Origin of the sequence: Bradyrhizobium embrapense (assembly GCF_001189235.2) — a bacterium.
GTDB classification, from domain to species: Bacteria; Pseudomonadota; Alphaproteobacteria; order Rhizobiales; family Xanthobacteraceae; genus Bradyrhizobium; species Bradyrhizobium embrapense.
Genome location: NZ_LFIP02000001.1, coordinates 277,681 through 296,863, shown reverse-complemented (window position 1 = coordinate 296,863; position 19,183 = coordinate 277,681). Strand labels below are relative to the sequence as shown.

Sequence of the window (19,183 nt, the reverse complement as noted above, 5' to 3'; positions counted from 1 at the left end):
TCAGGTGTGGCTGCCCGGCATCATGCTGCACGGAGCGTTTCGGCCGCGCGGCAGCGCCGCCAGGCGCTAGTGCCCCGCAGCCCGGTACTCACCTGGCGTCAGGCCTTCGGAGGCACTGAAGATCCGGTAGAACGTGGCGAGGCTGCCGAACCCGCAGGCGAGCGCGATATCGGCGATCGGCCGAGGCGGCTTCTCACGAAGCAGCCTGCGGCTCTCGCTCAGGCGCTGGGCCGTGACGGTCTGCGAGAAGCTCGCCCCGGTCGCTTCGAACAGGACGTGCAGGTAGCGGACCGAGACGCCGAGCATCTCGGCGACCATGCCTGGCGACAGCGCCGGCTTCGCGAGATGACGCGTGATCAGGCGGCGTGCGAGGCTGAGCCGGCCGACCCGCAGCGCCTGCTGGGCGCGGCGGCTGCCCGGCCTGATCGCGCCCCGCTCGATCAGCGCGAGCTCCGCCACGATCTTGACCAGCGCGGAAATGCGAGCGGTATCACCGGCCTCGGTGGCTTCGTTGAAGTCGGCAAGGCAGGCTTCGAGCAACGGCGCCCAGCCCCGATCGCTTGTCGTCGGAGCGTCCTGACGAGCCGGCCGGGGGGCCGAAGTTGGATCCGCCTGCAGGCCCGCGGCGTCAGACACGCGTATGCCAACCAAGCCTTCCGGGCTGTGTTCCTGGCGCTTACCGCGCATCGTGCGTGATCCCTCGCTCCGCGTGAGCGCGCGCGTCGCCGGTCAGGAGATTTGCTGTGCCGCGACCGGGCGAAGCGCCTGCATTGTTCTGGCGAAATCGCCGGAAAATATCTTCTCAATGCGCGCAGGCTGTTCAGTTCGGTCGTGAGAGCTTCGGATCGGCCGGCGGGCCGGTCATTGCGGGAAAGGCGCACGAAGTCCGCTATTGTGACCCGGAGCGGACTTTCAGACTTCTTGAACGATTATTTGCAGCTTGGCTCCAAGCGCAGCCTGATTGTATGGCTGATCGCTGCGTGGCCACTTAACCTGCCCGGATTGCGCGGCCTCGCCAGCACATTGTTCCCGCGGGAGGTGATGAGAGGTGACGATGCGGCTGCCTAGCGGCTCGGCGGACGTGTGCATCTGCCAACCAACGAATTCTGGGTTCGTGGCTTCTGGTGGATAGATGCGGTTCCTATAAAAGGAAGTTGGTCCGCCGAGCAGATGCAGGTCCGCGAACGAACCCTGCTGATTGCGCTCTGCATCTTTGTGCCAACGCTTCTAGCCATCGCCTGTGAGATGATGTCGCGAGGAATCAGTGAGCGTGGTTCTGCGCTTTTCGCGTTCCTCTGGCTGCCCCAGCTGCCCTCTATTTTGCTCGTCGCATTTCGGTGGCGCGATGGCCTGAACTTGTGAAAAAAGCCGACGACGATGCAGTCAGATTGGCTAATGAAGCAGTTCCGCCCCGAACGTAGCGACCGACTCTTTAGCTGATCAGCAGGCCATGTCGGCTTGGCGTTATCGAGAACCGCCGGTCGATCTGTCTCACCAGCGCCCGAGTGCCGGCCCGCCAACATTGCGAGGCCCGTCCGCGCTCAGGCCACCCGTGCCCGGTAATCGCCCGGTGTCATCCCTTCGGACGCATTGAAGAGGCGGTAGAACGTCGCGAGGCTCTCGAAGCCGCAGGCGAACGCGACCTCGGCGATCGTCTGCCCGGACTGCTCGCGGAGCAGGCGGCGGCTTTGCGCGAGCCGAAGTGCGGTGACCGTCTCCGAGAAGGTCTTCTCCGTCTCCTCGAACAGGATGTGCAGGTGACGCACCGAGATGCCGAGCAGGCCGGCAATCAGGGTTGGCGTCAGCGCCGCACTCGATAGATGCCGCCGTATCAGGCGGCGAGCCAGCGACAGATGGGCGCTTCGCAGGGCCTGCTGCGCAAGCCGGCTCTTCGGCCGCATGATGCCGCGCTCGATCAGCGCGATATGGGCAAGTGCCTGCACCATCGGGGCCGCATCCGCCGCGCTGGCGTCATGGCGTTCGACGAGGTCGCGGAAGCAGGATTCCAGCAGTGGCTGCAGCGCGGTCTCATCCTGCACGGGCTTCGGGACCAATTCGCCGAGCTCGGCACCCGGCGGGACGACGTTCGTGACCGGGATCTTGATGATGCGCAGATGGAAGCCGTCATCGTGCAGTGGGGTGGTGCGATAGGGCAGGTCCGAATAGCTGGTCGCGAACATGCCATCGCGCACCGCGAATTCATCGAGCCGCGCGCCGCCGAACCAGCCGCCACCGCCGAGCTGCTGATAGATGCACAGGCTGTCGCTGCGGGCGTCCGCGATGTCGCCGGCGCGGCGCTCGACGCGGTAGGGCGAGGCACGCAGCTCGACCAGCCCGGCGTCGCCGAGCTGGCGCAGCGAGAACTCGCCGAAAAAGTCGCGGCGGCGCTCGGGTTCGAGTTCCGCGGTGACGCCGAACAACCCCTTGGCGCGCACCTCGCGCCAATAGTCGAAGCGATCACAGGGATCGACTTGCTCAGTAGACCATGTGTACACGGAAAAGCCCCTGGAGTGCCCTTGGGACGTGCGGAGAGTTCGCGCCGGATGGAGGACGGAATCTATCACGTGGGCCGTAAAAAGAAACTTGACCTGAGACCGACGGGGCGCCCCATGGTGGCCAAGAAGGTCGCCAGGCGGCGGTCACGGCGGCCATCCGGCGTCGGCCTTGAACCCGCCAAACGGCTGATCCGACTATTAGGCGGCGGTCGCACGAGCGGCGCAGGTGTCGTGCAAGCGGGAATTGGGATGAAGAGCTGGCTTTCGAGACTTTCCGCGACGCTGTTGGCGGTCGCCTTCGTCGCATCGGCGGCGCCCGCCCAGGCCCAAAAGCGCGTCGCGCTGGTGATCGGCAACAATGATTACAGGAACGTGCCCAAGCTACAGAAGGCGGTCAACGACGCCCGCACCATGGGCGACACGCTCAAGCAGCTCGGTTTCAACGTCATGGTGGCCGAGAATCTGAACCGGCAGGCGTTTTCCGAAACGCTGCTCGCCTTCGACCGCACCGTGGAGCCGGGCGACACTGCATTCTTCTTCTATGCCGGCCACGGCTTCGAGATCGCCGGCCAGAATTTCCTGCTGCCGACCGACGTGCCGGCCGCCACCGAAGGGCAAGAGGAGCTGGTGCGCGACGCCTCGGTGCTCGCCGATCGCATTATCGAACGGCTGCAGAACAAGAAGGCGCGGACCTCGATCCTGGTGTTCGACGCCTGCCGCAACAATCCGTTCGAGCGCGCCGGCACGCGGGCGGTTGCCGGCGGTGGTGGCCTCGCGCCGATGACGCAACTGCCTGAAGGCGTGTTCTCGGTGTTTTCGGCAGGGCCGCGCCAGACCGCGCTCGACCGCCTTTCGAACGACGACGCCAATCCCAATTCGGTATTCACGCGAACCTTCGCCAAGGAGCTGCTGCAGCCCGGCGAAAACCTGGTGCAGGTCGCGCAGCGCACGCGGCGTCTGGTCAGCGAAATGGCCGAGACGGTGAAGCACAAGCAGATCCCGGTCTATTTCGACCAGATGGTCGACGACGTTTTCCTGAACGGGATTGCCAAAGGGAAGGCAGAGGCGCTGGCCGAGGCGGCCAAGCCGTCGGCTCCGCCGCAGCAGGTGGCCGCGCTGCCGCCGGTCTCGGTGCCGAAGCTGCCGAAGGAAGACTCGATCAACGCGCCGATCGCGAGCTTCTCGCGGCACAATGGCGGCTGGACCGTCGTGTTCTCGATCGCCGATCCGACGCTCGGCATCTCCTGGCGGATCGGCGACAGCGGCGACTTCCGCGAAACCGGCTTCATGGACACGCTCGATCCGCGCACTCGCAAGCGGATGCCCAATCCCTCGATCGAGCTGCCGGCGGACGCGCCGGCGGCGACGATCGAGCTCCGCTATGTCGATACGCAAGGCGAGATGCAGGGGCCGTTCCCGATCAAGTTCGATCCCGACGCCGCGCTGATCCGCGACCAGCGCAAGATCCTCGACATGACCGCGACGAGCTGGCTGTCGTTCCGCGAGTTCAACGGGCTGCTCGTCTACTACACCCACCTGATGTCGTATCGCTGCGCGATCCGCGAGGTGCGGATCGGCATCGACACCGCGGTGCCGGACAAGGTGCTGAAGATGCCGGCCTGCAATTCGCGCGATCCGGGCGCAATCCCGTCCGATGCGCAGCCCTATCTGAAGCTCGCGCCGCAGACCAAGTCGGTCTCGGTGGAACTGACCTACCGCGACGGCAGCGTGTCGGAAATCAAGACCTTCAGGCGATAGCCTTGCATCCTTGTCGTCCGCTCCGCGTTACAGTGGAGGCGGTGAGGCAACGCTACGGACGGCATCATGGATGCAGGCAATCAGGCAGGATCGAACACGCGTCAGATGAAGGCGCGCTGCTGCGTGGTCGGGGGCGGGCCGGCCGGCATGATGCTCGGCTATCTGCTTGCGCGCGCCGGGGTCGATGTCGTGGTGCTGGAGAAGCACGCCGACTTCTTCCGCGACTTCCGCGGCGATACCGTGCATCCGTCGACCCTGCAGGTGATGGATGAACTCGGACTGATCGATGGCTTCCTGAAGCTGCCGCACCAGGACATCCAGAAGCTCGACGGCATGTTCGGTGGCACCGCGGTGCGGATCGCCGACCTCAGCCGTCTCAGCGTCAAATATCCGTTCATCGCGATGATGCCGCAGTGGGACTTCCTCAATTTCCTGCGCGAGAGCGGCAGGCGTTTCCCCTCGCTCAAGGTGCTGATGAGCGCCGAGGCGACCGACCTGATTCGGCGCGGCGATGCTGTTGCGGGCGTCCATGTGAACACCCCCGATGGCCCGATCGAGATCGAGGCGGATCTCACCATCGGCTGCGACGGCCGCCATTCGATCGTGCGCGAGCGCGCCGGCCTCGTCGTCGAGGAGATCGGGGCGCCGATGGACGTGCTGTGGTTTCGGGTCGGGCGGCGCCCCGACGAGACCGAGAATCTGTTCGCCCGCATCGACCACGGCAAGATGATGGTGACGTTCGATCGCGGCGACTATTGGCAATGCGCCTATGTGATCGCCAAGGGACAGTACGAGGCCGTGAAGGCGAGGGGATTGCCGGCGCTGCTCGACGACGTGCTGCGGCTCGCGCCGATCCTCAAGGCCGGCATTGCCGATGTGAAAAGCTTTGACGACGTCAAGCTGCTCACGGTCGCGATCAATCGCCTGACGCGCTGGACCCGTCCCGGACTGCTCTGCATCGGCGACGCCGCGCATGCGATGTCGCCGATCGGTGGCGTCGGCGTCAACCTCGCGGTGCAAGACGCGGTCGCGACCGCAAACATCCTGGCGGTCAGGCTCGCACAAGGCTGTCCGACGGAGCACGAGCTCGATGCCGTGCGCCGTCGGCGCGAATTCCCGGTGCGGGTGACGCAGCGCATGCAGGTGATCGCGCAGAACAACATCATCAGCGCCGCGCTGAAGGGCGGCCATCAACCGGTGCCGTTCGCGTTGCGGTTGATCACCGCGATGCCCTGGCTGCAAGGGCTGACGGCGCGTCTTGTCGCGGTCGGGGTGCGGCCGGAGCACGTCCATTCGCCGGCCGCGAACTGACAGGCATCGTTGCAGAGAAGGAAATTATCAAGGATAACAGCTGCTTAAAGGGACCGTTGGAAGTTGCGTGATTGCAACAGACAGACATGATTCGAAACCGGCGCACATGGATTCCGCACCGCCGGTTCCCGCGGGTTGCTTTTGGTAAGGGTCTCTCTGGGAAAGCTCTCCCCATCGGACAATCTGGGGATGTCACCATGTCTCATGCCAAATTCATTGCCGCGCTCACCGTGACCACGGCGCTCGGCCTCAGTGCCGCATCGGCCGCCGATCTTGCCGCCCGTCCGTACACCAAGGCGCCGGCCTATGTGGAGGCGCTCTATAACTGGTCCGGCTTCTACATTGGCGGCCATCTCGGCGGCGCCTGGACCAACCAGCAGTGGATCAACAGCGCGAACACGACGGCGTTCGGCGATCTCGCGCCCGGCCAGGGCTTCCGGCAGCGCGGCTCAGGCTTCATGGGGGGCGGCCAGATCGGCTACAACTGGCAGGCCAACGACTTCGTGTTCGGCGTCGAGGGCACGATCTCCGGGCTCGACAATTCCGGCCGCGTCACCAACACGGTGTTCGGCGTCGGCCGCGACGATCAATTCAGCTGGCGCACGAACGTCATGGCAACGATCGTCGGTCGCGCCGGCTACGCGATCCAGAACAATCTGCTTTATTTCAAGGGCGGCTATGCCGGCGTGAACAACCGCCTGTCCGTCGTCGACAATGTTCCGCCGGCAACCGGCTCCGGCAGCCAGACCCATTGGGCCAGCGGCTGGACGGTCGGCGCCGGCTGGGAATACGGCATCACCCGCAACTGGACCATCGGCGTCGAATACAATTACGCGGCCTTCGAGCGGCAGACCTATCAGCTCGCCGGCACCGCGGCGGGCACCTACACGTTCGACGGCAAGCCGCGCGACATTCAGTGGGCGGTGGTGCGCATGAACTACAAATTCGACGCGCCGGTGATCGCGCGCTACTGAATTTGCACTGAGGCGAACAGGACGCAGGAGCCCCGGCTTGCCGGGGCTCCTGTGTTTCAGACCATCACCGAATAGCCGCCATCGACCGGGATCGCGGTGCCGGTAACGAAGTCCGATGCCGGCGAGGCCAGGAACACGGCGATCCCCGAGAAGTCGTCGATGGTGCCCCAGCGGGCCGCCGGCGTGCGCGCGAGCACGCGCTCGTGCAGCCCGGCGACCTGCTGGCGCGCGCCCTTGGTCAGATCGGTGTCGATCCAGCCGGGAAGGATGGCGTTGACCTGGATGTTGTCGGGGGCCCAGGCGTTGGCGCAGGCGCGGGTGTACTGCACGATGCCGCCCTTGCTCGCGGCATAGGCCGCAGCGAAGCTCGCGCCGAAGATGGACATCATCGAGCCGATATTGATGATCTTGCCGTGGCCCGAGGCCTTGAGCGCCGGATAGGCCGCCTTCGAGCACAGGAAGGCGCTGGTGAGGTTGGTATCGATCACGCGGCTCCACTCGTCGAGCTCGAGCTCGTGCGGGGCTTTGCGGATGCTCATGCCGGCATTGTTGACGAGGATGTCGATCCGGCCGAGCTCGCCGACGACGCGCTCGACCATCGCCGCGATGGCGGCCTTGTCGGTCACGTCGGTGGCGACCGCAATCGCCTTGACGCCGCGCTTGCCGAGATCCTCGACGGCGGCCTTCGATTTCGCATCGTTGCGGCCGACCACGGCAACCGCCGCGCCGGCGTCCGCGAGGCCGCGCGCCATGCCGAGCCCGATGCCGCCATTGCCGCCGGTGACGATCGCGACCCTGCCCGAGAGATCAAACTGTCCGTTTCTCATTGTTGTTGTCCGCTGTGGTTTGAATCCGGTCGCGAGAGTGCCTGATCGCCACAGCGCTGACCAGATCGGGCGGGGCCGGGCGGCTCTGCATAGGCCGGCGCGCGCGGGACGGTTCCCGAAGCCAGCGGGCAACAAAAAAGCCCCGGACGATGCCGGGGCTTTTAGTCTGCTTGATCAGCAGAGATCAGTGCGCAGCTCAGTACTTGGCAACAACCGGACCGGTCCAGTTGAAGCGGTAGACCAGCGAGGTGCTGATGGTCTGGACCAGCGGCTTGAAGGTGATGTCCGTGCCGGCCAGCGCGTTGGTGCCGTCGACCCGCTCCGAGATGCTCTTCTTGTCGTAGTAGGCAGCGCGGTATTCGGTCTTCATGAACCAGCCCGGCGCCGTGATGCCGAAGATGTTCAGGTTGTTCTCGACGCCGCCGCCGACGAACCAGCCGCCGCGATCGAAGTCGTTGGTGTGCAGGCCAGAGGGAAGCGCGGACGCGGTGTTGAACAGCGTGGTGCCCTTCCAGTGCGCGTCGGAATAACCGGCGTTGACATAGGACAGGACGTTCGGAGCGACCAGGTAACCGAGGCGCGCACCGGCAGCCCAGCTGTAGTCGTTCTTGATGTTGCCGGCGAGGAACGCCGTTTGATCCTGGATCGTACCCTTCAGGCTGCCGAACTGACCGTCGGCGAACACGCCGATGACCCAGCTGTTGGCGGTCTGCCAGTCGTAACCGGCGCCGACGGTGCCGAACCAGCCGTCACCACCCTGGCGCTGGTTGAAACCGAGGATCGGTGCGCCCGTGGCGGTCGACTGGGTGCCGGTATCAGCGTCCCAGACGCCACCGCCGCCGCCGCCGAAGATGTAGAAGCCGGTCCAGCTCGGCGCCACCGCGATCGGGGCCGGCGCCTTGGTGTAGGGTCGGGCGGCCAGATCGGCCGCCGACGCGGAACCCGTCATCGCAGCAACCGCGGTCAGAGCGAGCAAAATCTTCTTCATTTCCAAATCCTCGACTTTAGCGTTCGATCGGGTCGCTGACTGGGGCGCGGTGGCACCGATTCCCGAAATTCATGCTCGGACTATACGTGGTCCCGCCGGAAATGCTGTTGCGGGTGAGACACAACCGCCCGAAAACGAAACCGCAGGCACGCTCCGAAAGCGCGAATGAAAACGGCCGCCCCGATCGGTGGGCGGCCGGAAAACCATTTCAAATCAGTCGGTTGGCCTCAGACGTCGAGCAGGTCGTCACTCGCGAATTCGGCCTTGTCGGAGATGAAGGCAAAGCGGGCTTCCGCTTTCGTGCCCATCAGCCGTTCGACCGAGTCGGCGGTGCCTTCACGATCGTCGGCAAGCAGCACCACCCGCAGCAGCGTGCGCTTGGCCGGATCCATCGTGGTCTCCTTGAGCTGCGCCGGCATCATCTCGCCGAGGCCTTTGAAGCGATTCACCTCGACCTTGGCGTTGGCGTTGAATTCGCTCTTGAGCAGCTCTTCCTTGTGCGCGTCGTCGCGCGCGTAGACCGACTTGGTGCCGTGCTTCAATTTGTAGAGCGGCGGCACTGCCAGATAGAGATGTCCCTCGTCGATCAGCCGCGGCATCTGCCGGTAGAAGAAGGTGATCAGGAGCGATGCGATGTGCGCGCCGTCGACGTCGGCGTCGGTCATGATGATGATGCGCTGATAGCGCAGATCCTCTTCGCGGTAGTGCGCGAGCGTACCGCAGCCGATCGCCTGCACGAGATCGGAGAGCTGCGCGTTGGCGGTCAGCTTGTCCTTGCCGGCGGAGGCGACGTTGAGGATCTTGCCGCGCAGCGGCAGAACGGCCTGCGTCTTGCGATCGCGCGCCTGCTTGGCGCTGCCGCCGGCCGAGTCGCCTTCGACGATGAACAGTTCGGAGCCTTCGGTGCCGGCGTCGGAGCAATCCGCGAGCTTGCCGGGAAGGCGCAGCTTCTTGCCGGCGGTCTTGCGCGCGGTTTCCTTCTCCTGGCGACGGCGCAGCCGTTCCTCGGCGCGATCGATCACGAAGTCGAGCAGCCGGTTGGCCTGGTTCGGATTGCCCGACAGCCAGTGGTCGAACGGATCCTTCATCGCCTGTTCGACGATGCGCTGCGCTTCGGCGGTGGCGAGGCGGTCCTTGGTTTGGCCCTGGAATTCAGGCTCGCGCACGAACACCGAGAGCATCACGGCCGCGCCCACCATCACGTCTTCCGAAGTGATCGAGGCCGCGCGCTTGCCCTGACCGGCGCGCTCGGCGTGATCCTTCAGGCCGCGCAGCAGTGCGCTGCGCAGCCCCGATTCATGCGTGCCGCCATCGGGTGTCGGCACCGTGTTGGTGTAGGACGACAGGAAGCCGTCGGCATCGGCCGTCCAGGCCACCGCCCATTCGCAGGCGCCATGCGCGCCGCTGCGGCCGGATTTGCCGGAGAAGATGTCCTGATGCACCAGCGTGTCGGCGTGGATCGCCGCGGCGAGATAGTCCTTCAAGCCGCCGGGGAAGTGGAATTTGGCTTCGGCCGGGACGTCTTCGACGCCCTTCAACAACTCCTGGTCGCAATGCCAGCGAATCTCGACGCCGCCGAACAGATAGGCCTTTGAGCGCGTCATCTTGAACAGACGCTGCGGCTTGAAGGCCGCCTTGGCGCCGAAAATGTCGGTGTCCGGCTTGAACCGGATCCGCGTGCCGCGGCGGTTGTTGACCTTGCCGAGGTCTTCGAGCTTGCCCTTGGGATGGCCGCGCTCAAACGTCATGCGATGCAGCTGCCCGCTGCGCGCAACCTCGACCTCGAGCCGTGAGGAGAGGGCGTTGACGACGGAGACGCCGACGCCGTGCAGACCGCCCGAGGTCTCGTAGACCTTGGAGTCGAACTTGCCGCCCGAATGCAGCGTGCACATGATGACTTCGAGCGCCGACTTCTTCGGAAATTTCGGATGCGGATCGACCGGAATGCCGCGGCCATTGTCGGTCACGGTTAGGAAGCCGTCGGCGGTGAGCTCCACGTCGATGAAGGTGGCGTGGCCGGCGAGCGCCTCGTCCATGCAGTTGTCGATCACCTCGGCGAACAGGTGGTGTAGCGCCTTCTCGTCGGTACCGCCGATATACATGCCGGGCCGCCGGCGGACCGGTTCCAGCCCTTCCAGCACCTCGATGTCAGCCGCCGTATAGCCGGCTTCGGCGCCTCCAGCGGGTCGCGAGGCAGCCTTCGCCGGGGCTCGTCCCTTCGGCTCCGGGGCTCCGAACAGGTCGTCGGCAGATTTGCTTTTTGCGTTCGATTTCAGTGGCTTGGACATGGTTCTTCAAGTGATGCGCCGATCTGGGCGCAGCGAATCGGTTGCTCTGACTATGCCACGGATGGGCTGCCAAATGGGGGCGGCCGCGCCTCCAGGCCCAGCCGCCTGTGTAGATAGGAGCCCGCGATTACGCCCGCGAGGTGCGGAATACAATGACCGTGAACAGGGCCATGGCGGCCACCACCATCAGCGATCCGACGATCGGCGCGGCCTCGAATGAGGGTCCCTTCAACAGCACGGCGGCCACACCGGCCGGAAACAAGACGCCACCGACGATATGCAGCCAGCCCTGGACCTTGGCGAGCAGCATGCTTCCCGCGGCCGGCACCAGCCGGTAGTAGAGCCCGAACAGGAACAGCAGCACGCCGCCGACGAGATTGAGATGCGCATGCGCCGGCCCCAACGTGAAGTCGTGCTGGATACCCATGGCGATGCCCGCGAGCATTCCGAACAGCAAGACGAGCACGCCGACGCACATCATCAGTGACCCGATCATCAAGTGATTCCTTTTTTGTGAGGGATATGCGAGCCAGCCCCGACCGCGGGGGCCTTACGGGAAATCACGTTTGATCCCCGCCTTTGTGACTTGATGTCACGCAATGGGCCGGCTTACCTGTTCTTAGGCTGCGTGCGGCTAGAAAGGTTCATTCGAGGTTCAACGGAGCGGGAAGGCACACGACGAGATGGAAGAGCTTGCGCAGGCCTTGGCCGAATTCGTGCGCCATCATCAGGCCTGGGCCGCTCCGATCGTCCTGCTGCTGGCGTTCGCAGAATCGCTCGCCTTCATCTCGTTGCTGGTGCCCGCCTGGGGCGCGCTGGTCGCGATCGGCGCCCTGATCGGCGTCAGCGGGATCAACTTCTGGCCGATCTGGATCGCCGGCGGCGTCGGCGCCGCGCTCGGCGACTGGGTCTCCTACTGGTTCGGCTATCGCTACAAGGAGCACGTCGCGCAGATGTGGCCGCTGTCGCGCTATCCCGAGATCCTGCCGCGCGGCGAGGCTTTCGTGAAGAGATGGGGTGTGCCGAGCATCTTCATCGGCCGCTTCTTCGGCCCGCTGCGCGCCTCGGTGCCGCTTGCAGCCGGCATTTTCGAGATGTCGTACTGGCAATTCCAGATCGCCAATTTCGTCTCCGCCCTGGTCTGGTCGGCAGCGCTGCTGCTGTTCGGCGACGTGATCGGGCAAGGCATCGAGTGGATGTGGCGGGCGGCGTAGGGCCGCGCGGAATAACGCTTTAGGGCAGGGGTTAGGCGGGAAGACAACTGCTAGCGCCGTCGTCATCGCACGCGCATCGAAACGCTGATACAACCTCGCCCACCAAACGCGAATTCACCGGGCGCCGTTTCACTGGGAGGACACCACATGGAATTGACACGACGTCACGCTCTGGCCGGCATTGCCGCCGCACCGTTGCTTTCAGCCGTTCCTGCAGCCGCCGCGGCGCCCGCAGCCGACAAGCAGGCGCCGAGCTTCTATCGCTACAAGGTCGGCGACATCCTCGTCACCGTGGTGTCCGACGGCAAGAACGTCTTCAAGCTGGAAGACGGCTTCATCCCGAATGCGAAACGCGACGAGGTGAACGCGGCGCTGGAGAAGGCGTTCATGCCGCGCGACATGGTGACGATCTGGTTCGCACCGCTGGTGCTCAACACCGGCGGCAAGCTGGTCGTGATCGACACCGGCAATGGCGCGCTGGCGAAGGCCAGCAGCAAGGGCGCCAACGGCCTGTTCGCCGACAATTTCGTCGCAGCCGGCTTCGATCCCAAGGCTGTCGACATGGTCGTGATCTCGCACTTCCACGGCGACCACGTGAACGGTCTGCTGACGGCCGAGGGCACGCCGGCATTCCCGAATGCCGAAGTGCTGGTGCCGGCGACCGAATGGAAGTTCTGGATGGACGACGGCGAGATGAGCCGCGCGCCGGCCGGCCGCATGGCGGGCCTGTTCAAGAACAACCGCAACATCTTCGAGGCCGGCCTGAAGAAGAAGGTCACGCCCTATGAATGGGGCAAGGAGATCGCGCCGGGCCTGACCTCGGTCGAGACCGTCGGCCACACGCCGGGCCATACCTCCTATGTGCTGGTCTCGGGTCCGGACAAGGTCTTCATCCAGTCCGACGTCACCAACAATCCGAACCTGTTTGCGGCCAATCCCGGCTGGCATGCATTCTTCGACCAGGACGGCGACGTGGCCGAGAAGACCCGGCGGCGGATTTACGACATGGTGGTCGCGGAGCGGCTCCAGGTGCAGGGCTTCCACTATCCGTTCCCGGGCCTCGGCAATGTGGTCAAGGACGGCAGCGGCTACCGCGTCGTGCCGGCACCGTGGAATCCGGCGATCTGAACGGTTTTCCTTGACGCAAAACGGGCGCGGCCTTATAGCCGCGCCCATGATCAACGCAGCGACCATCATCATCGCCCGCCGCCGCCGCATTCTCGCGGTTTGGGCGGTCGCTCGCGTTTAAGACGCCTCTGCCGCCGGACCTGATCCCGCGGCGCTCTCCTGAAAAAGACACGCGGTTCGATCTGGCGGCTCCTTCGTCACGCAGGAGTTTTCGACCATGTATACGCCACCGCCTTTCAAGCCCGACCGTGCCGCGAGCCTTGCGTTCGCGGAAGCGCGCGGTTTCGGCGTTGCCTGCGCGTGGGACGGTGCCAAGCCGATCGCTTCCGCGCTGCCGTTCTATTTGACTTTCGCCGCCGACGGCACGCCGCGGGCGCTGTTTCATGTTGCTCGTCACAATCCGCTGGTAAAGCTGGCGGGTGGCTCGTCCTGGCTGCTGGCCGTCACCGGCGCCGACGCCTATGTTTCGCCGGACTGGTACGTGTCACCCGATCAGGTACCGACCTGGCTCTATCAGGCGGTGCATCTGACCGGGCCGGTGCGGACCTTGTCGGATGACGAGCTTGCCGTTCAGATCGACACACTGAGCGCCAAGTTCGAGGAGCGGCTGCTGCCGAAAAAGCCGTGGGTGTCGGGCAAGATGACCGCCGCGCGGCTGGAAGCAATGAAGAGGGCCATCGTCGGTCTCGAGATGACGGTGGAAGAGGTGGAGGGCAGCTTCAAGCTGAACCAGCACAAGTCTGAAATCGATTTCGCGGCGGTCGGCAACACGCTCGCATTGCAGGCCGAAGCCGGTGCCCGGGACATCGCGGCCTTGATGCGCGAGGTGCGCCCGCAGGCTTTCGCAACGACACAGGCCGAGATGACGACGCTTCCGGGGAGCGAGTAATGACGAAGAAGAATATCGGAATCTTGGGCGCGTCCGGCTACACCGGCGCCGACGCGGTGCGTCTGCTGGCGCGGCACCCGAATGCCGAAATCACCGCGCTTACCGCCAACACCCATGCCGGCAAGGCGATGAGCGAGGTGTTTCCTCACTTCTTCATGCTCGACCTGCCAAAACTCGTGGAATGGGAAAAGGTCGACTGGACCCGGCTCGATGCCGTGTTCTGCGGACTGCCGCACGGGACGACGCAAGAGATCATCGCCGCGGTGCTGAACGCCAATCCCGGAATCAAGATCCTCGATATGTCCGCGGATTTCCGGCTGCGCGACAAGGACAGCTACGCGCAATGGTACGGCCATGAGCACCGGGCGCTCGAATTGCAGGACGAGGCCGTCTATGGGCTGACCGAACTCTACCGGGAGAAGGTCACGGCCGCGCGGCTGGTGGCGTGTCCCGGCTGCTATCCGACGGCGGTGCTGCTGGCGCTTGTTCCGCTGGCGAAGGCAAAGCTGATTGACGTCGACGACATCATCATCGACGCAAAGTCGGGCGTCACCGGCGCCGGACGCGGACTGAAGCAGAACACGCTATTCAGCGAGGCCGGCGAAGGGTTGTCGCCCTATGCGATCGGAAGCCATCGACACTCGGCGGAGATCGAGCAGGAAATCGGCGCAGCCGCTGGCTCTCCTGTGACGGTGAACTTCACCCCGCATCTCATTCCGATGGCGCGGGGTGAGTTCTGCACATCCTATGTCAAGCTCAACGGGGCTACGCCGGACGATTTGCGCGCCGAGCTGGAAAGGGCCTACGCCAATGAGCCGTTCGTCTATGTGACGAAGAAGGGCGTGCTGCCACAGACGCAGAACGTACGCGGTTCGAATTATGTTCAGATCGGCGTCGTCGCCGACCGGATCACGAACCGCGCCATCGTGCTCTCGACGCTCGATAATCTCGTGAAGGGTTCGGCCGGACAGGCGATCCAGAACATGAACCTGATGTTCGGCCTGCCCGAAACCACCGGACTGGAGCAGATCGCGCTGTTTCCGTGAGCGGAGGTGTTGTCGCGGACGGGGATGCGCTCAATCTATTGGCGGTGCGGGCGCGGCCAGATGTGCTAGCAAACGAAACGAATGAGCTTGAAAGGAACGTGCCATGACCCTCACCGATACCAATCAGACGACCAGGAGTGGTGCGACCACGGCGACCGTATTCGTCGACGGCGGTTCCGGCACGACCGGCCTCGGCATCCAGGAGCGGCTGCGGCTATTGCCTGACGTCGCGGTGAAGCACATCGCCGAGGACAAGCGGAAGGATGCCGGCGCCAAGCGCGCGCTGATGGAGGAGGTGGATCTCGTGATCCTCTGCCTGCCTGACGACGCGGCCAAGGACACCGTCGCGCTGATCGACACCATGGGCAATGCCGCGCCCAAGGTGCTCGACGCCTCGACCGCCTACCGGGTCGCACCCGACTGGGCGTACGGCTTCCCGGAGCTCGCAGCCGGCCAGGCCGACAAGATCCGGACCGCGAAAAAGGTCTCCAATCCGGGCTGCTATCCGACCGGTGCGATCGCGCTGCTGCGGCCGCTCGTCGACGGCGGCCTGCTCCCGGCCGACTATCCCGTCACCATCAACGCGGTGAGCGGCTATTCGGGCGGCGGCAAGTCGATGATCGCAAGCTTCGAGGACGGGTCGGCGCCAGCCTTCCACCTCTACGGCCTCGGCTTCGAGCACAAGCACGTGCCGGAGATGCAGCTCTATTCGCATCTGACGCGGCGGCCGCTGTTCGTCCCGTCGGTCGGCAACTACCGGCAGGGCATGCTGGTCTCGGTGCCGTTGCAGCTCGACGCGTTGCCGGGCAAGCCCGATGGTGCCGATCTGCAGGCCGTGCTGGCAAAGTGGTACGCCGGCAGCAAATACGTCTCGGCGATGCCGCTGCAGAACGAGGCCAGCAAGGACGGCAAGATCGAGCCGGAGGCACTCAACGAGACCAACCAGCTCGAGCTTTATGTGTTCGCCAGCGACAAGCACCGCCAGGCGGTGCTGGTCGCGCGGCTCGACAATCTGGGCAAGGGCGCCTCGGGCGCCGCGGTCCAGAACATGCGGCTGATGCTCGGGCTCGCCGACAGCTGACGGCGAGAGGCGCATCGTGGACGACGCCACGCTGCAATTCTACCGGCGCAATGCCGAGGCCTATGCCGGGTGGGCGAAAGCACCGTCCACCCGGCTGATCGGTTTTCTCAAGCTGCTGCCGCCGGGCGGCGCGATCCTCGAACTCGGCTGTGGCGCCGGCAATCATGCCGCGGTCATGCTCGCTCAAGGTTTCGTGCTGCGCGCCACCGACGGTTCTCCTGAAATGGCTGAGGTCGCGGCTCGACGCATCAACCATCCCGTCGAGGCGATGCTGTTCGATGAACTCGAGGATCGTGAGGCCTATGACGGCGTCTGGGCCAGCGCGTGCCTGCTGCATGTGCCGCGCGACGAATTGGCCGGCATCCTCGGCCGCATCCGTCGCGCGCTGAAACCCGGCGGCATGTTCTACGCGAGCTACAAGGTCGGCCATGGCGACGGCCGCGACAGCATCGGCCGCTACTACAATTATCCGCCGGCCGATTGGCTGGCGGCAACCTACGCCGCGTCAGGGGCGTGGGTTGAAGTCTCGTCAGATACCAGCGAGATCAAGAGCTTCGACGAGGCGCCTGCGACGATGTTGCATATCGTGGTGCGCAAGAGCGGGGAATAGCGCCGGCGCGGCCGTCACCGCGCTGGCGCGAATGTGTGGCTCTAGAGGATCTTGAAGATCGCGAGCGCCAGCACGGCCTGCGCGAGGAACCCGACCGTGAAGGCGACGGTGCGGAACACCGGCACGCCGAGCGCGTAGACGATCAAATGCGCCACGCGGGCCCAGAAATAGACGGCGCAGGCCAGCACGGTCCATTTGGTGGAGTAATCGGCGGCGTTGAGGATCAGGACCAGCGGTGCGAAGATCGCAAGGTTCTCGACCGCGTTGTCATGGGCGAACATCAACCGGTTGGCCCATTCCGCTTGTGGCTTGTCGTTGCGCGAGGGATTGGCCATGGCGCCGGACAGGCCGCGCACCTGGCAGCGGTTGATGGTGTAGGGGATCCACAGTATGCCGGTCAGGATCACCGTCAGCGACAGCCAGAACAGTTCGCGCGTCATCGTCTCCCCCTCACGTGAATTCGATTCCCGACCGTCGGGATCATCCGTTTATAGCTGAGCGGAAGACTTGGCGCTACGCGAAGCCTTTGCACCGCGCGAAGACTTGGCGCTACGCGCGGACCCGGACATAGCTGCCCGGGGCGTCCTCGAGCACCGACACCCCGTTCGCGCCCACGATGCGCGCCGGCACGGTTTCGGGGTCGTGGCTCTCCAGCCAGTCGCGCCAGTCGGGCCACCACGATCCCTTGTGTTCCTCGGCGCCCTTCAGCCAATCGGCGAGCTTGATGTCCTTGATGTTGTCGTTGGTCCAGTACTGGTACTTCTTCGAGGCGGGCGGATTGACCACGCCGGCGATATGGCCGGAGCCGGACAGCACATACTTCACCGGGCCGCCGAAGAACTGCGAACCGTAGAGCACGGATTCCGCCGGCGCGATATGATCCTCGCGTGCCGCGAGGTTGTAGACCGGCACCTTCACCTTCGACAGATCGAGCAGCGTGTTGTCGAGCACCATCGTGCCGGTCGACAGCCGGTTCTCCAGATAGCAGTTGCGCAGATAGTAGGAGTGGTTCGACGACGGCATCCGCGTCGCGTCCGAATTCCAGTGCAGCAGGTCGAACGAGGAGGGCGGCTGGCCCTTCAGGTAATTGTTCACGACATACGACCAGATCAGGTCGTTCGAGCGCAGCATGTTGAAGGCCATCGCCATCTTGCTGCCCTCGAGCACGCCGGATTCCTGCATGTCGCGTTCCAGAGCCGAGATCTGGTCCTCGTCGACGAACACGAGCAGATCGCCGGCGTGGGTGAAGTCGACCTGCGCGGCAAAGAACGTCGCCGACATGACACGCTGGCGGCGCTTCTCGGCAAGATAGGCGAGCGTCGAGGCGAGCAGGGTGCCGCCGACGCAATAGCCGGCGGTGTGCACCTTCAACTCGCCGGTGACCTTCTCGATCACGTCCATCGCCGTGAGCGGGCCTTCGGTCATGTAGTCGGCCCAGGTCTTCTTGCCCAGTTCCTTGTCCGGATTGACCCAGGAGATCACGAACACCGTGATGCCCTGGTCGACGCACCATTTGACGTAGGATTTCTCGGGGCGCAGATCGAGGATGTAGAACTTGTTGATCCAAGGCGGCACGATCAGGAGCGGCGTGCGCAGCACCCTTTCGGTCGATGGCGAATACTGGATCAGCTGCATCAGCTCGTTCTGGTAGATCACCTTGCCCGGCGTCGTCGCCATGTTGACGCCGACTTCGAGGTTGCTCGAATCGGACTGGCGGATCCGCAGCGTGCCGCGGCCGGCCTCGATATCCTCGGCCAGCATCTTCATGCCGCGGACCAGATTGTCGCCATTGGTCTCGACCGTTGCACGCAGCACTTCCGGATTGGTCAGCACGAAATTCGACGGCGCCAGCGCGTTGGTGATCTGCTGGACGTAGAACTCGGCCTTCTTGCGGGTGTGCGGATCGATCCCGTCGGCGTCGTGGACGAGCTGCTGCGCCCATTTCGCGGTCAGCAGATAAAGCTGGAGGATGAAGTCGAAGAACTGATTCGACTTCCATTCCGGATCCTGGAAGCGCTTGTCGCGCGGGGCCGGCACGATCGCGGGCTTGGCATCGGCTTCGCCCGCCATGCGGCGCACGGCCGATCCCCAGAGGTCGAGGTAATCCTTGCCGAGCTGCATTTGCAGCGACGAGGCCCGCTCCTTGTCGGCCAGCCAGTATTCGGCGATCACGCTGAAGGTCTTGATGACCTCACCGAGCTCGTTCGGCGGCTTGTCGCGGACTTCCCCGGTCTGGCGCGGCTTGAGATAGGCTGCCAGCGCCTGGCCGCTGCTCTCCATCGCCCGGGCGATATTCATGGCGAAGGCTTCGGCGTTGAATTTCGGGGCGGCTTGGGTGTCGGTATTGACGTTGCTCATCTGAGGGACAATATCGCGTCGTTTGGAGGGCGTCATCGCGCGGTGCGGTAGCGGAAATCAGTCAAAAGCCGATGTTTCGCTCTGCTGCGGTGCGATAAAAAAATCTTTGTTCCGTCATATTGAAGCCTCAGGGGTCGCCTTTGTTGTTCACGCTTTAAGCGTTTCGGGCGACAATGGTTTGAAACGGCTAAAGCCAGGATTGATGCAGCGGGGACG

The 19,183-nt window shown here is 64.5% G+C and carries 18 protein-coding genes; 10 read left to right on the top strand and 8 right to left on the bottom strand.

Features of this window, described 5'->3' with window-relative positions:
* Nucleotides 1–66 precede the first annotated feature (66 nt).
* Nucleotides 67–540: a helix-turn-helix domain-containing protein gene (locus AKN83_RS01805; RefSeq protein ID WP_050400601.1), complete on the bottom strand. Its 474-nt coding sequence runs from the start codon at nucleotides 538–540 to the stop codon at nucleotides 67–69.
* Between the two features lie 543 nt (nucleotides 541–1,083).
* On the opposite strand from AKN83_RS01805, the gene AKN83_RS01800 reads away from it, so the two are divergent.
* Nucleotides 1,084–1,362 (top strand): hypothetical protein, encoded by a 279-nt coding sequence (locus AKN83_RS01800; RefSeq protein ID WP_157113164.1) that lies wholly within the window; start codon nucleotides 1,084–1,086, stop codon nucleotides 1,360–1,362.
* Between the two features lie 179 nt (nucleotides 1,363–1,541).
* Here the strand turns inward: AKN83_RS01800 and AKN83_RS01795 are convergent, their stop codons facing one another.
* Nucleotides 1,542–2,495, bottom strand: coding sequence for a helix-turn-helix transcriptional regulator (locus AKN83_RS01795; protein ID WP_050400599.1), 954 nt, complete (start codon nucleotides 2,493–2,495; stop codon nucleotides 1,542–1,544).
* 249 nt (nucleotides 2,496–2,744) lie between these two features.
* Here AKN83_RS01795 and AKN83_RS01790 point away from each other — a divergent pair, with 249 nt between their 5' ends.
* The 3 genes from AKN83_RS01790 to AKN83_RS01780 all read left to right on the top strand — a co-directional run bounded on the left by AKN83_RS01790 (nucleotide 2,745) and on the right by AKN83_RS01780 (nucleotide 6,538).
* Nucleotides 2,745–4,253 (top strand): caspase family protein, encoded by a 1,509-nt coding sequence (locus AKN83_RS01790; protein WP_050400598.1) that lies wholly within the window; start codon nucleotides 2,745–2,747, stop codon nucleotides 4,251–4,253.
* A 66-nt stretch (nucleotides 4,254–4,319) separates the two neighbouring features.
* Entirely contained in the window at nucleotides 4,320–5,564 is a 1,245-nt protein-coding gene (locus AKN83_RS01785; RefSeq protein ID WP_193791646.1) for an FAD-dependent oxidoreductase, read from the top strand.
* A gap of 197 nt (nucleotides 5,565–5,761) precedes the next feature.
* A complete protein-coding gene (locus AKN83_RS01780) occupies nucleotides 5,762–6,538 on the top strand; it encodes an outer membrane protein (protein WP_050400597.1) in 777 nt (258 codons plus the stop codon).
* 56 nt (nucleotides 6,539–6,594) lie between these two features.
* Here AKN83_RS01780 and AKN83_RS01775 read toward each other — a convergent pair whose 3' ends face one another.
* The 4 genes from AKN83_RS01775 to AKN83_RS01760 form a co-directional block, all read right to left on the bottom strand.
* Nucleotides 6,595–7,365, bottom strand: a complete 771-nt coding sequence (locus AKN83_RS01775; RefSeq protein ID WP_050400596.1) for a glucose 1-dehydrogenase — start codon at nucleotides 7,363–7,365, stop codon at nucleotides 6,595–6,597.
* Between the two features lie 196 nt (nucleotides 7,366–7,561).
* Nucleotides 7,562–8,353 carry an outer membrane protein gene (locus AKN83_RS01770; protein WP_050400595.1) on the bottom strand — a complete coding sequence of 264 codons (792 nt, stop codon included), beginning with the start codon at nucleotides 8,351–8,353 and terminating at the stop codon, nucleotides 7,562–7,564.
* A gap of 227 nt (nucleotides 8,354–8,580) precedes the next feature.
* Nucleotides 8,581–10,641, bottom strand: coding sequence for a DNA topoisomerase IV subunit B (parE, locus tag AKN83_RS01765; protein WP_050400594.1), 2,061 nt, complete (start codon nucleotides 10,639–10,641; stop codon nucleotides 8,581–8,583).
* 127 nt (nucleotides 10,642–10,768) lie between these two features.
* Nucleotides 10,769–11,137 (bottom strand): hypothetical protein, encoded by a 369-nt coding sequence (locus tag AKN83_RS01760; RefSeq protein WP_050400593.1) that lies wholly within the window; start codon nucleotides 11,135–11,137, stop codon nucleotides 10,769–10,771.
* A gap of 187 nt (nucleotides 11,138–11,324) precedes the next feature.
* On the opposite strand from AKN83_RS01760, the gene AKN83_RS01755 reads away from it, so the two are divergent.
* The 6 genes from AKN83_RS01755 to AKN83_RS01730 all read left to right on the top strand — a co-directional run bounded on the left by AKN83_RS01755 (nucleotide 11,325) and on the right by AKN83_RS01730 (nucleotide 16,609).
* Nucleotides 11,325–11,855 (top strand): DedA family protein, encoded by a 531-nt coding sequence (locus tag AKN83_RS01755; RefSeq protein WP_050400592.1) that lies wholly within the window; start codon nucleotides 11,325–11,327, stop codon nucleotides 11,853–11,855.
* 147 nt (nucleotides 11,856–12,002) lie between these two features.
* Nucleotides 12,003–12,983, top strand: a complete 981-nt coding sequence (locus AKN83_RS01750) for an MBL fold metallo-hydrolase (protein ID WP_050400591.1) — start codon at nucleotides 12,003–12,005, stop codon at nucleotides 12,981–12,983.
* A gap of 217 nt (nucleotides 12,984–13,200) precedes the next feature.
* Nucleotides 13,201–13,872 (top strand): FMN-binding negative transcriptional regulator, encoded by a 672-nt coding sequence (locus AKN83_RS01745; protein WP_050400590.1) that lies wholly within the window; start codon nucleotides 13,201–13,203, stop codon nucleotides 13,870–13,872.
* Complete coding sequence (gene argC, locus AKN83_RS01740; protein ID WP_050400589.1) at nucleotides 13,872–14,918, top strand: N-acetyl-gamma-glutamyl-phosphate reductase; 1,047 nt, start codon at nucleotides 13,872–13,874, stop codon at nucleotides 14,916–14,918. Before AKN83_RS01745 ends, argC (AKN83_RS01740) begins: the two co-directional genes overlap by 1 nt.
* A gap of 103 nt (nucleotides 14,919–15,021) precedes the next feature.
* Nucleotides 15,022–15,999 (top strand): N-acetyl-gamma-glutamyl-phosphate reductase, encoded by a 978-nt coding sequence (gene argC, locus AKN83_RS01735; RefSeq protein WP_050400588.1) that lies wholly within the window; start codon nucleotides 15,022–15,024, stop codon nucleotides 15,997–15,999.
* 16 nt (nucleotides 16,000–16,015) lie between these two features.
* On the top strand, nucleotides 16,016–16,609 hold the full coding sequence (locus AKN83_RS01730; protein ID WP_050400587.1) for a class I SAM-dependent methyltransferase: 594 nt from the start codon (nucleotides 16,016–16,018) through the stop codon (nucleotides 16,607–16,609).
* Between the two features lie 41 nt (nucleotides 16,610–16,650).
* Here AKN83_RS01730 and AKN83_RS01725 read toward each other — a convergent pair whose 3' ends face one another.
* Nucleotides 16,651–17,049, bottom strand: a complete 399-nt coding sequence (locus AKN83_RS01725) for an MAPEG family protein (protein WP_050400586.1) — start codon at nucleotides 17,047–17,049, stop codon at nucleotides 16,651–16,653.
* 109 nt (nucleotides 17,050–17,158) lie between these two features.
* Complete coding sequence (locus AKN83_RS01720; protein WP_050400585.1) at nucleotides 17,159–18,967, bottom strand: PHA/PHB synthase family protein; 1,809 nt, start codon at nucleotides 18,965–18,967, stop codon at nucleotides 17,159–17,161.
* Nucleotides 18,968–19,183: the final 216 nt, after the last annotated feature.